This window comes from Chryseobacterium sp. SIMBA_029 (genome assembly GCF_046535275.1).
Classification (GTDB): domain Bacteria; phylum Bacteroidota; class Bacteroidia; order Flavobacteriales; family Weeksellaceae; genus Chryseobacterium.
Map to the genome: position 1 here is coordinate 96,436 of NZ_JAWRXA010000005.1, position 12,284 is coordinate 108,719.

At 36.3% G+C, this 12,284-nt stretch carries 11 protein-coding genes; 3 read left to right on the plus strand and 8 right to left on the minus strand.

Annotation, left to right across the window (positions count from 1 at the left end; translation table 11 throughout):
• Positions 1-144: 144 nt before the first annotated feature.
• Positions 145-1,347 carry an aminopeptidase C gene (locus tag SB679_RS10395; protein ID WP_410702186.1) on the plus strand — a complete coding sequence of 401 codons (1,203 nt, stop codon included), beginning with the start codon at positions 145-147 and terminating at the stop codon, positions 1,345-1,347.
• Positions 1,348-1,599: 252 nt separating this feature from the next.
• Here SB679_RS10395 and SB679_RS10400 read toward each other — a convergent pair whose 3' ends face one another.
• A complete protein-coding gene (locus tag SB679_RS10400; RefSeq protein WP_410702187.1) occupies positions 1,600-2,661 on the minus strand; it encodes an NADH:flavin oxidoreductase in 1,062 nt (353 codons plus the stop codon).
• Between the two features lie 135 nt (positions 2,662-2,796).
• On the opposite strand from SB679_RS10400, the gene SB679_RS10405 reads away from it, so the two are divergent.
• Positions 2,797-3,186, plus strand: a complete 390-nt coding sequence (locus tag SB679_RS10405; protein ID WP_410702188.1) for a winged helix-turn-helix transcriptional regulator — start codon at positions 2,797-2,799, stop codon at positions 3,184-3,186.
• A 57-nt stretch (positions 3,187-3,243) separates the two neighbouring features.
• Here the strand turns inward: SB679_RS10405 and SB679_RS10410 are convergent, their stop codons facing one another.
• Together SB679_RS10410 and SB679_RS10415 are read right to left on the minus strand one after the other, a co-directional pair.
• Positions 3,244-3,957: a tetratricopeptide repeat protein gene (locus tag SB679_RS10410; protein ID WP_410702189.1), complete on the minus strand. Its 714-nt coding sequence runs from the start codon at positions 3,955-3,957 to the stop codon at positions 3,244-3,246.
• 100 nt (positions 3,958-4,057) lie between these two features.
• Positions 4,058-6,490: a thiamine pyrophosphate-dependent enzyme gene (locus SB679_RS10415; RefSeq protein ID WP_410702190.1), complete on the minus strand. Its 2,433-nt coding sequence runs from the start codon at positions 6,488-6,490 to the stop codon at positions 4,058-4,060.
• A 138-nt stretch (positions 6,491-6,628) separates the two neighbouring features.
• Here SB679_RS10415 and SB679_RS10420 point away from each other — a divergent pair, with 138 nt between their 5' ends.
• Positions 6,629-6,922 (plus strand): hypothetical protein, encoded by a 294-nt coding sequence (locus tag SB679_RS10420; protein WP_410702191.1) that lies wholly within the window; start codon positions 6,629-6,631, stop codon positions 6,920-6,922.
• A 1-nt stretch (position 6,923) separates the two neighbouring features.
• Here SB679_RS10420 and SB679_RS10425 read toward each other — a convergent pair whose 3' ends face one another.
• The 5 genes from SB679_RS10425 to queA all read right to left on the minus strand — a co-directional run bounded on the left by SB679_RS10425 (position 6,924) and on the right by queA (position 12,174).
• Positions 6,924-7,901 carry a polyprenyl synthetase family protein gene (locus SB679_RS10425; protein ID WP_034713717.1) on the minus strand — a complete coding sequence of 326 codons (978 nt, stop codon included), beginning with the start codon at positions 7,899-7,901 and terminating at the stop codon, positions 6,924-6,926.
• 73 nt (positions 7,902-7,974) lie between these two features.
• Positions 7,975-8,841 (minus strand): hypothetical protein, encoded by an 867-nt coding sequence (locus SB679_RS10430; RefSeq protein WP_410702192.1) that lies wholly within the window; start codon positions 8,839-8,841, stop codon positions 7,975-7,977.
• A gap of 148 nt (positions 8,842-8,989) precedes the next feature.
• A complete protein-coding gene (locus tag SB679_RS10435; RefSeq protein WP_410702193.1) occupies positions 8,990-9,922 on the minus strand; it encodes a sterol desaturase family protein in 933 nt (310 codons plus the stop codon).
• A gap of 73 nt (positions 9,923-9,995) precedes the next feature.
• Positions 9,996-11,030, minus strand: coding sequence for a 23S rRNA (adenine(2503)-C(2))-methyltransferase RlmN (rlmN, locus tag SB679_RS10440; protein WP_034713723.1), 1,035 nt, complete (start codon positions 11,028-11,030; stop codon positions 9,996-9,998).
• Positions 11,031-11,124: 94 nt separating this feature from the next.
• Positions 11,125-12,174: a tRNA preQ1(34) S-adenosylmethionine ribosyltransferase-isomerase QueA gene (gene queA, locus SB679_RS10445; protein ID WP_410702195.1), complete on the minus strand. Its 1,050-nt coding sequence runs from the start codon at positions 12,172-12,174 to the stop codon at positions 11,125-11,127.
• Positions 12,175-12,284: the final 110 nt, after the last annotated feature.

The following is a 12,284-nucleotide window of genomic DNA, read 5'->3' on the forward strand; positions in this document are numbered from 1 at the left end:
ATGGTCTGTTTTTTCAATAAAAAGAAATTAGATAAACAATTAGACGAAGAAGCTTCTTATCTTTTTTTAATTCAAATTTAACTTTTACCTTTGTAACTTATCTTTAATAGTACCGACTATTCATATAATAATCTTTTTATAGTAATGAAAAATAACAAATTTGCATCATTACTTTTTGTTTTGTCTGCAGGAAGTATGATGTTTGCACAGGATGACTTAATCAATAAGTTAAAAAACAATCAATCACAAAATGCCAATTTTAAGTTTGAAACCTTAAAAGATGTTGGCGCCACTTCAGTAAAAAACCAAGGTTCATCAGGAACTTGCTGGAGCTATTCTGGAAATTCATTCCTTGAATCTGAAATGCAGCGTATGGGCAAAAAGCCTGTAGATTTGGCTGAAATCTTTACGGCAAGGAATTCTTATCACGATAAAGCAAAATTATATGTTCTTAACGGCGGAGCAATCAGCTGGGGTGATGGAGGAGAATTACATGATGTAATTAATATGTACAAGAAGTATGGTGCTGTGCCTCAGGAGGCATATACAGGATTAACACACGGACAGACTACGAATAACTTTAAAGAAATGCAGGGTAAAATAAAACCTGTTCTTGACAGTTTGGTGGCTGCTTCTTCAAAAGGAAAACTTTCTGACGACTGGATGTCTTCTGTAGATGCTATTTTAGATGAATATTTAGGAAAAGTTCCTGCTAACTTTACGTACGGAGGAAAATCTTATACTCCTATAACTTTCGCTAAGGAAGTGGTAGGTATTAATCCTGAAGATTATGTAGAATTGTCTTCTTATAAAGATTATGCATATTATCAAAAATTTGTAGTTCCGATTCCTGATAACTGGAGCCATGATTCTGACTGGAATGTTCCTATGAAAGATCTTACTGCTATTATTGATAATGCAGTAACCAAAGGATATTCTGTAGGTTGGGCAACGGATGTATCTGAGCCTTATTTCTCTTATAAAAATGGGGTTGCCTATGTTCCGGATGTAGATTTGGACCAGATCAATGCTGATAATAAAAAAGACCTGTTTACAGAGCCTAAAAAAGACAAAACGATCACTGAGGATATGCGTCAGAAAGCTCTTAACAACTTTTCTACAACAGATGATCACGGTATGCATATCGTAGGATTGGCAAAAGATCAGTCTGGAAAAGAATATTATATGGTGAAAAATTCTTGGGGAGTAACCAATGATTTTGAAGGATATATTTATGTAACAAGACCGTATGTTGAGTATAAATCAACGGCAATTCTTGTTCATAAAAATGCCATTCCAAAAAACATTTTAAAACAATTAAAACCAACTCAAAATATTGGTTTATAAGACATCACTATTGTCATTCATCTGACAATTTTAGATATTTAAATCTGTTAATAAACCGTTCTCATTTTTGGGAGCGGTTTTATTTTTTTAGACTCTAAGCCATTAAAACTAAAAACCGGCTGCAGAAATTCTGAAACCGGTTTTGTTTAAAAAGATAAACAGGTAGAAAATTTAATATAAATAAGTGAATTGCCAATTGGTTTACCGCGCTGATATCATCAGCAAAGTACATTCACAACTCATGCTTGCTTTTTAGTAAAGAACGCCTAAACTTTCCGCAGAAAAGTTTAAAAGGTCCTCGGTATTTCCTTCTTTTACTTTTTTCACCCATTCAGGGTCTTGTAAAAGTGCTCTTCCAACAGCTACTAAATCAAAATCACCTCTTTCCAATCTTCTGATTAATTCTGATAAATCTGCTTTTTCAGTTCCTTGACCGGCAAATGCGCCCATAAAGTCACCTTCAAGACCTACAGATCCTACGGTTATAGTCGGTTGTCCTGTAATTTTTTTAGCCCAGCCTGCAAAATTCAGATCAGAACCTTCAAATTCAGGTTCCCAGAAACGACGTTGTGAACAGTGGAAAATATCTACTCCTGCTTCTTTTAAAGGGAGTAACCATTCTTCCATTTCAGCAGGTGTGGATGCCAGTCTGGATTTGTAATCCTGTTGTTTCCATTGGGAAAGACGGATGATAATCGTGAAATCTTCACCCACTGCCGCTCTGATCGCTTTTACAATATCAACGGCAAATTTGCTTCTCTCTTTCAGTGTCTTACCACCGTATTCATCGGTTCTGGTATTGGTTACTTCCCAGAAAAACTGGTCAATCAAATATCCATGCGCTCCATGGATTTCCAGCACATCAAATCCTAAATCTTTAGCAGATTTTGCGGATGCTGCAAACTGAGCAATAGTATCCTGAATATCCTCCAATGTCATCGTTGAAGCTTTCTCCATATCCACCAACGGATAATCTGCTGATGATCTTGTATCGCCTACATGCCAGATCTGAGGTCCCATTTTACCGCCATTGGCATGAACGGCATCAATCACGTTTTTCCAGCCCTGTAATGCTTCTGTACCGTAGAAATCAGGGATATTCTGCATGTTTTTGGATCCTGGACGGTTGATCACCGTTCCTTCGGAAAGAATCAATCCTACATCGGAAGCCGCTCTTCTTGCGTAATAGTCTGTAATTTGCTGAGTGGGTACTCCGTTATCAGATTGAGCCCTTGTCATCGGAGCCATTACCACTCTATTTTTAAGTTGAAGATTTTTATAACTAAATGGACTAAATAATGCGTCTGTATTCATTTTTTGCAATTATTTTATTTAACATATTTAAATTGTTACACAAAGTAACTAATAATAGTTCACATTTGTATCTCTTAAAGAAAAAAAAGTGGTAACTTTGCAGTAACTTACATTAGTAACTTACAAGTAACGCATATGGTAAAGAATGAATTGATGAAATACAGCTGTCCTTTAGGCAAAGCAATGTCTGCCTTAGGAAGCAAATGGAAGCCTATTATTGTATTGGTTATCAAAGACCGTAAACTTCGTTTCGGAGAACTTGCGGTACGCATTAATGTGATTTCCAGAAAAGTTCTGACCGACCAGTTAAGAGAAATGCAAACCGACGGGCTAATCATCAGAGAAGAATTTAAAGAACTTCCTCCAAGAGTTGAATATTCATTGACAGAAAAAGGATTGGCGCTGTTGCCGATTTTGTATCAACTGGAAGAATGGGAAACAAAATATCATGTTTATGATCCTGAGAAAGAAAAAGACTGTAAAACTCTTTTAGAACAAAAGAATACAAAAAAAGCTGTCGTTTGACAATCTTTTAATATTTAAAAAAATCAATTTTGAATTTTACTAAGTTGCTTAAAGAAACTATTTACAGTAATTTTCTAAGTAAGTCTTTGCTTTAAAACCCACCTTTTCTGCATTATGAAAATCTTCACACCCTCCTAGTTTATCATTTATTTGTAATTTAAATGTACCTCGATAAACATAAGCCATTCCATTATTTGGATTTAATTTCAAGGATTTTGATAAGCTTTTAACAGCATTTTCTATATCTTTATTATTTCCCTGTAACACACCTTTGACAAAGTATGAAACAGAATTTTTAGGTTCGAGGTTGATTGCTTTATCAATATTTTTAAGAGCATCATTATAATTAGAATTTTGACTTTCAATATTAGCTAATAATTGATACGCAGAAGATAATTTATCATTCAATTCAATAACTCTTTCTATATCAGCTTTGGCACTTTTTAAATTTCCATTAACGAAAAAAATATTTGCTCTTCCATAATAGGCCAATGTAAAGTTTTTATTCAATTCTATAGCTTTAGAATAGTATTTTATTGATTCGGTAGTATTTCCCTCGAGAGAATAAGTATAGGCAAGTCCGTAATATGCATTTGCATTTTCAGGGTGAGATCGTATGGAATTTTCAAACTCTTTTTTTCCATTTTCAAAATCGGAATTCAAAACAAAATTATTTCCACGAATAAATGCATCATCACAAGGTTGTTCTGTTTTTTGCGTGCAGTTTGCAAGTAAAATACAAATTGTGATTAAAAAGTATATTTTTTTCATAGTTAGGTTTTATTTTTATCTATAAAATAATTTTCAGTTTTCTAATATAGAAAAAAACCGCTTCCTAAAGAAAGCGGTTTAGTTTTATCTAAAATCCCAATTAAAATATCGCAGGATATTTCTGAGGATTTGTTTCATTAAATAGTGCATAAATTCTTTCAACCATATCATCAGAAGATGGCTTGCTGAAATAATCACCATCACTTGCATAGGCAGGTCTGTGATCGTTAGCTGCAATCGTTAACGGATCTGAATCCAGGTATCTGAATGCTTTCTGCTTTTCTAAGATCTGCTGTAAGATAAATGCTGAAGTACCTCCTTCTACGTCTTCGTCGATCACTACCAAACGGTTTGTTTTCTTAACGCTTTCCGCAATTTCATGAGATAAATCGAAAGGAATCAGAGACTGAACGTCAATCACTTCTGCATTGATTCCTAATTTCGCCAGTTCTTCTGCTGCTTCCATTACGATTCTCCAGGTTGAGCCATAGGTAACCAGTGTTACGTCCTTCCCTTCTTTAGTGACTTCAATTTTTCCTACAGGAACTGTAAATTCTCCTAAGTTATCCGGTTGTTTTTCTTTTAATCTGTATCCGTTCAGACACTCAACAATTACGGCTGGATCATCACTTTTCAACATCGTATTATAGAATCCGGCTGCTTTAGTCAGGTTTCTCGGTACCAATACCAAAATTCCCTTTGAAAGGTTCAGAATTCCCGCCATTGGAGAACCTGAATGCCATACTCCTTCTAATCTGTGTCCTCTTGTTCTGATAATCACCGGAGCTTTTTGGCCTCCTTTGGTTCTGTATTGTACGGTTGCCAGATCATCGCTCATTCCCTGTAAACAGTAAAGGATGTAATCCAGATATTGGATTTCAGCGATAGGTCTTAGTCCTCTCATCGCCATACCAATTCCCTGTCCAAGGATCGTAGCTTCCCGAATTCCGGTATCTGCTACACGAATATCACCGTATTTTTCCTGCATTCCTTCCAATCCCTGGTTGACGTCACCGATATTTCCGGCATCTTCACCAAAGACTAAGGTTTGAGGATATTTTTCAAAAATCTTATCAAAATTATTTCTTACCACGACTCTTCCGTCAACGTCTTCAGAGCTGTCAGAATATACAGGCTTGATCTCCTGTACATTTTCAGCTTTCCATTGAGACTGAGAATATAAATGGGAAGAATAGTTGTCTTTTTCTATTTCGAAAACCTCATTGTATTTCTGCATCAATTGGTTTCTTTCTGCAGAATTAGTTCCTCTTGTAGCCAGTAAAGCTTTTCTTACCAAATGGAAAGCATCTTTTTTAGCTTTGGAAACTAATTTATTGAAATGAGCGATATAGTTTTCGATTTCAGCGTTCTGTCCTTTAAGGTTTTCCACCAAAGGTAATACGGACTGAATAAGATCTGTAATGGTTTTCTGGTAACTTTCCCAAGCCTTTTTCTGACCGGCTTTTACCATTTTTTTGGCTTCCTCATCAATAGCATCCAGTTCTTCTGTTGCTGCGATGATTTCTTCTTTTCCTTCAATTTCAATGGAATAGTTTAAAATCCATTCTCTGAATTTCACAATTCCATCAAAATCCGTTTCCCAGGCAAGACGCTCTTCATTTTTATATCTCTCATGAGATCCTGAAGTAGAATGTCCCTGAGGCTGTGTAACTTCGATTACGTGAACCACTACCGGAACACTTTCTGTTCTTGCAAAATGTTCAGCTTTGGCATATGCATCCAGTAATGCCGGGTAATCCCATGCTTTTACCTGAATGATCTCACATCCCTGGTTTTCGCCTTCTTTTCTCTGGAAACCGCTTAACATTTCAGAAATGTCAGCTTTTGCTCTCTGATTTTTAGTAGGAACCGAAATTCCGTACCCGTCATCCCAAATAGAAACAATCATAGGAACCTGAAGCGCGCATGCTGCATTCAGGGTTTCCCAGAAATGACCTTCTGCAGTAGAAGCATCTCCAATGGTACCGAAAGCGATTTCATTTCCGTTTTTCGAAAATTTTTCAGATCCTTCAAACTGTACTGATTTATATATTTTGGAAGCCTGAGCCAATCCCAGCAATCTTGGCATCTGCCCTGCTGTTGGAGAAATATCAGAAGATATGTTTTTCTGTGCTGTTAAATCTTTCCAACTTCCGTCTTCGTTTAAACTTCTTGTTGCAAAGTGCCCGTTCATCTGTCTTCCGGCTGATGCAGGTTCTCTTTCTACGCTGGTATCAGCATATAGCTGAGCGAAGAAACTTTCAACCGTTAAGGCGTTGATTGCTAATGAAAACGTCTGATCTCTGTAGTATCCTGAACGGAAGTCTCCATTTCTGAACACTTTCGCCATAGCAAGCTGTGGAAGCTCTTTTCCATCCCCGAAAATTCCGAATTTAGCTTTTCCTGTAAGTACTTCTCTTCTTCCTAAATAAGACATTTCACGAGAAATTCTCCCTAACTTATAGTCTTCAAGTATTTGATTTTTAAAATCTTGAAAGGAAATCTGCTGTGTTTCAATATAGGTTGTCTGCATAGCCAAATGTAAAAGTTTTTTTATTCTTCAAGTATTTTGCTAATATACAATTTTTAAATTAATTTTAATTTTTAATAATCTTTTTTAAAAATTTGATAATAAGAAAAATTGTGTTTTACTTTGGTAAAAATATATGTTATGGATAAGAAATCACCTCATATCTTAAACGCTTCCAGCAACCTATTGGGGTTTTCGCTGTTGATCATAACTTCTTTAAAGATCAGTAAAATGAGCCAGGCTACCTATCTGGACGAATTTGCCGCTATTGCATGTATCTTTTTTGCGTGCAGCTGTTTTTTCTCATTTTTAGCGATAAGAACCTCTAATGAAAAGCAGGAAAATAAATTTGAGACTATTGCGGATTATTTATTTTTAACCGCCTTATTTTGTATAGTTTTAGCCGTTATTATTGTAACGCTGAAATTATTTTAGTTTAAAATTTTCTCTCAATTACATAATCCAGCATACTATGTAACGATTTTTTTGGTTCAGAATCAGGAAATTCGTTGAGGATATTTTTTGCTTTCTGTTGAAAATCTTTCATTACGCCGATAGCATATTCCAGACCGCCGGAATCTTTCACGAAAGTAATGAGTTCTTTCACTCTTTTCTGGTCGTTGTTATAACGTTTTATGGTAGTAAGGTAATATTTTCTGTCGGCTTCACTGGCTATCTTTAACGTATGGATTAAAGGCAGTGTCATTTTCTGTTCTTTAATATCAATTCCAACCGGTTTACCAATCACATTGGAACTTAAGTAATCGAAAAGGTCGTCTTTGATCTGAAAAGCCATTCCGGTGTAGGTTCCGAAATCCTGCATCTTTTTGGCTAATACTTCATCCGCATTGTTAGACAATACTCCGATTTCACAGCACGCAGCAATTAAAGTTGCTGTTTTCTGGCGGATAATTTCATAATACACATCTTCTGTAATGTCCAGTTTTCTGGCTTTTTCCAATTGAAGAAGCTCGCCTTCAGACATTTCACGGATGGTTCTTGAAATCACGCCAAGAAGGTCGTAATCTTTATGATCAGTAGAAAGAAGTACTGATTTTGATAATAAGTAATCTCCCACCAATACTGCAATTTTATTCTTCCATAACGCGTTAATAGAGAAAAAATTACGTCTTTTAAAACTTTCATCCACCACATCATCATGAACCAGCGTCGCGGTGTGGATCAATTCGATCATTGATGCTCCGCGGTAGGTTTTTTCGTTCACGTCACCTATTAATTTTGCACAAAGAAATACAAACATAGGACGCATCTGTTTTCCCTTCGTAGTAACGATAAAACGAGTGACTTTATCTAATAAAGCGACTTTACTCTGCATCGATTCATAAAACTTCTGCTCGAAAAGTTTCATTTCTTCATTGATCGGTTGCTTGATTTCTTCTACAATGTTAGCCAAAATTCTAAATGATAGATAAATAGTTAATTAATTTAACAAAGATAATTTTTTTCGGGCAATTTTAGGTGGTTTTTCAATCTTTGAATCTTTCTTTTGGAATAAAATACAGACTGGGCTTTGCACTTCCGAGCGGAGATTTGAATTTTTCCCCGGAAATATAGATTCCCGATTCATCTACAGCAATTCCTTCAATTTGCCCAATAGCCAAAGCCGTTCCCAGGTAATAATGCTTAGGTTTTTCTTTAAAAAAGATGCCTGGTTCCGTTTCTTTAAAGACATCCAAAAATACTTCTGTTTTCTTGGTATATCCCACCAGATACAGCTTACCGTCAAAATAGGCAGCGTCTGTAACGAGATAATTGGTTGTATAGGATTCTACCTTCTCCGCTTTCTGGTTTTCAGTAATTTCAGGGTCTATGATATAATGGGTTACTTTTTTTGACACCCATTCTTTAGAGAAAATATGAAGTTTTTTATTCGTGTAGACCATTGCCTCCGCATCCAAATCAATACGGTAATATCTGGAACTAAAATCATTCTGATCGGGATAATAAAACGGCAGGGTCTGAACCGGACCGTTATTTTGAACAGGAACTTTAAAAATTTTCAGGTGTTTTCTGCTTCCGTCATTATTTCCAAAATCCCCGATGTAAAAATGAGTTCCGTCATTGGTTAGTGCTTCCCAGTCTGTATTCTGTGCCTCTATTTTCAGCACATTGATGATCTCTCCTGAGGTTTTATTGATCTCAAAAAGCTCGGGAGCGTTGCCACTGTCGTTGAAGGTGTATAAATTTCCGTTCAGGATATTAAGCCCGGAAGATTCATGCATTCTATCATTAAGATAATTAATCCTGTATTTTTTTATTTTCAGAAAATCGGCCTGCTGAGAAAATGCAATTTGAGAAAGAATCACGGCAACCGCCAGAAATAATTTTTTCATACGGTAAAAATAAAGCTTTATTTTTAAATAGTAAAGGCGGAAAAGATCATTAACACTAGATTAGTGGTTAATAGTCTCGCACTTTTGTAACGATCACCTGCTCATAAACCATTATCTTTTCTATAATACCTACTTAACATTAAAAATGCTAAGCTGATTTTTCTCGTTTTCGGATATTTGCTTTCTTTTCGAAATATTCTTGCTGGTATTGTCTTACCGTCTTCCCGGTACCATCATGTCTCCAGCCTGGAGAATTGAACAGATAATTGATCCTGTCGGAAAATTTCAGGCCCGGCTGCTTCATATCTTTCCAAATCCTCCTCCATTCATATAGAAGTACTGTGTCTGGCCTGTTATCAGGCATTTTTGGGTATATTCCGTATTTTATAGGAACATTGGGATCTTCTTTTTCAAAAGTTCCGAACATTTTATCCCAGATAATCAGGCACATTCCCATATTTCTGTCGAGGTATTTGATATTGCATGCGTGATGTACTCTATGATGGGAAGGAGTGACTAAAATATATTCTAAAATCCCCATGCTTTTCACTGTTTGGGTATGAACCCAGGTTCCATACACTTGTCCAATGGCGTATACCACCATAATATGCCAGGGATTGAATCCTAAAAACGCCAAAGGAGAAAAATATAAATACCGGTATAGCGGCTGTAAAACCGGACTTCTGAAGCCTGTCGTGAGGTTGAAATATTCGGAATTGTGATGGGTAATATGCACTGCCCAGAATGCCCGTGAATGATGGTCTACATAATGAAGAACGTAATAAGCAAAGTCTGTAATGATAAAACAGATCAGCCAGTATGCTATTGTAAAATCCCAGGTAAAAAGGCGGTGATTGTAAAAGAAAAACATAACGCCCATGGCAAAGACCTTCATGATCAGGTCTAGTCCAAAGTTCATTAATGCAAGATAAATACTGGTGGCAACATCTTTTCCATTGTATAGTTTAGCCTCTGAAACGTGGCTATAGATCATTTCAGCTAAAATAACGGTAGCATGAAGAGGAATTGACCATGCATAGACATTCTCTAACCCGTCCTCGCCCATAAAGTAATCCATCATTACTTATTAGTTTTTGTAAAGGTAAGGCTTTAAGAAATCTTTAAGAAAATATCCTGTTGTTTTTAATGAAATTTTAATCGGCTGTTTTGTTGGCTAGCTGTCCGCACGCAGCATCGATATCTCCTCCACGGCTTTTTCTGATCATCACGGTAACTCCTGCATTTTCAAGCTGACGAACATAATTCTCCTCCGCCTGTTTGTTGCATTTGTCATATTTTCCGTCTCCAATCGGATTATATTGGATAAGATTCACTTTGGAAGGAACCTGCTTACAATATCTGATAAGTGCTTTAATATCTTCATCTCCGTCATTAATGCCTTTCCAGACACAGTATTCGAAAGTAATTACAGAATTGGTTTTCTTGTACCAGTACTGAAGAGCTTCCATAATATCTGTTAATGGAAATTTATCTGAAAACGGCATGATCTCATTCCGTTTTACTTCTATGGCAGAGTGCAGCGACAACGCTAATTTGACCCGCAGATCGTCGTCTGCAAGCATTTTGATCATTTTCGGAATTCCGGATGTAGAAACGGTAATTCTTCTGGGTGACATGCCCAGACCTTCAGGCTGAGTGATCTTCCTGATGGATTCCACTACATTTTTGTAGTTCATCATTGGTTCTCCCATTCCCATAAAAACGATATTGGAAAGGGGTCTTTCAAAGTACATTTTACTTTGGCTATCAATAAGCGCCACCTGATCCACGATTTCGGCAACTTCAAGATTTCGCATTCTTTTCAGTCGTGCGGTTGCGCAGAATTCGCAGTTTAATGAACATCCTACCTGTGAAGAAACGCAGGCTGTAGTTCTTGTTTCTGTTGGAATAAGAACAGATTCCACCATCAGTCCGTCGTGAAGCTTCACTCCGTTTTTGATCGTTCCGTCTGAACTTCTCTGAAGCAGATCTACAGAAACAGGGTTAATCGTATATTCTTCGGAAATTCTTTCACGAAGCGATTTTGAAAGATTCGTCATTTCCTCAATCGAATGGAGATTTTTACTCCACAGCCAGTCATAGACCTGTTTCGCACGAAACGGCTTTTCTCCCAGGGTCAGAAAATAGTCTTTAAGCTGGTCTAATGATAAAGTACGGATATCCTTCATTTTGTTGTAAAATGTATTATGTAAAATGTATAGAGTAACTCTTGCATGTATTTCTACATTGTGCTCTGTACATTTTACATTAATACAATAATTTTTATAAAATTAACATTGCGTCACCGTAAGAATAGAATTTATACTTTTCTTTTACGGCTTCTTCATAAGCATGCATTACGAATTCTCTTCCTGCAAATGCAGCAATCATCATCAATAATGTAGATTTAGGAGTGTGGAAATTGGTAATCATTGAATTAGCAACTCCAAAGTCGTGAGGCGGATAAATAAATTTATTCGTCCATCCGTTGAATGCAGAAATCTTTTTGTTTGAAGAAACAGAAGTTTCCAATGCTCTCATCGTAGTTGTACCTACTGCACAAACTCTTCTGTGTTCGTCTACAGCTTTATTGATGATATCAGCATTTTTCTCATCGATGATGATTTCCTCTGATTCCATTTTGTGCTTAGAAAGATCTTCTACTTCGATCGGGTTGAATGTTCCCAATCCTACGTGAAGAGTAACTTCAGCAAAATCGATTCCTTTGATCTCTAATCTCTTCATCAAATGTCTTGAGAAGTGAAGCCCTGCTGTAGGTGCTGCTACCGCTCCTTCTATTTTAGCATAGATCGTTTGGTATCTTTCAGCATCTTCAGGCTCAACAGCTCTTTTGATGTATTTTGGAAGTGGAGTTTCTCCTAATTCTTTTAATTTGGATCTGAATTCTTCGTAAGAACCGTCGAATAAAAATCTTAGGGTTCTTCCTCTTGAAGTCGTATTGTCGATCACTTCAGCTACCAAAGATTCATCTTCAGTAAAGAATAATTTATTTCCAATTCTGATTTTTCTTGCCGGATCCACAAGAACATCCCAAACACGGGTTTCTTTATCAAGCTCTCTTAAAAGGAAAACTTCGATTTTAGCGCCTGTTTTTTCTTTGTTTCCATACAAACGTGCAGGAAAAACTTTAGTATTGTTGAAAATGAATAGATCTTTCTCATCGAAATAATCAACAACATCTTTAAACAGTTTGTGCTCAATGGTTTCAGTTTTTCTGTCCAGAACCATTAATCTAGCTTCATCTCTGTGTTCTGATGGGTGTTCTGCCAATAGTTCCTCAGGAAGGTCGAAATTAAAATCGGATGTCTTCATTTTTTTAAATTACGGTTTAAAAATTATTAAAATTACAAGTGTAATTTTCGGAATGCAAATATACGACATTGAATACCCCTTTGTCAAGCTTTATTTAACAAAGATGTCAA

Coding starts and splice junctions, on each gene's coding strand:
- SB679_RS10430 (WP_410702192.1), bottom strand. CDS start 8,841: ATGAAAAAATTATTTCTGGCGGTTGCCGTGATTCTTTCTCAAATTGCA.
- SB679_RS10405 (WP_410702188.1), top strand. CDS start 2,797: ATGGTAAAGAATGAATTGATGAAATACAGCTGTCCTTTAGGCAAAGCA.
- queA (WP_410702195.1), bottom strand. CDS start 12,174: ATGAAGACATCCGATTTTAATTTCGACCTTCCTGAGGAACTATTGGCA.
- SB679_RS10395 (WP_410702186.1), top strand. CDS start 145: ATGAAAAATAACAAATTTGCATCATTACTTTTTGTTTTGTCTGCAGGA.
- SB679_RS10435 (WP_410702193.1), bottom strand. CDS start 9,922: ATGATGGATTACTTTATGGGCGAGGACGGGTTAGAGAATGTCTATGCA.
- SB679_RS10410 (WP_410702189.1), bottom strand. CDS start 3,957: ATGAAAAAAATATACTTTTTAATCACAATTTGTATTTTACTTGCAAAC.
- SB679_RS10415 (WP_410702190.1), bottom strand. CDS start 6,490: ATGCAGACAACCTATATTGAAACACAGCAGATTTCCTTTCAAGATTTT.
- rlmN (WP_034713723.1), bottom strand. CDS start 11,030: ATGAAGGATATCCGTACTTTATCATTAGACCAGCTTAAAGACTATTTT.
- SB679_RS10420 (WP_410702191.1), top strand. CDS start 6,629: ATGGATAAGAAATCACCTCATATCTTAAACGCTTCCAGCAACCTATTG.
- SB679_RS10400 (WP_410702187.1), bottom strand. CDS start 2,661: ATGAATACAGACGCATTATTTAGTCCATTTAGTTATAAAAATCTTCAA.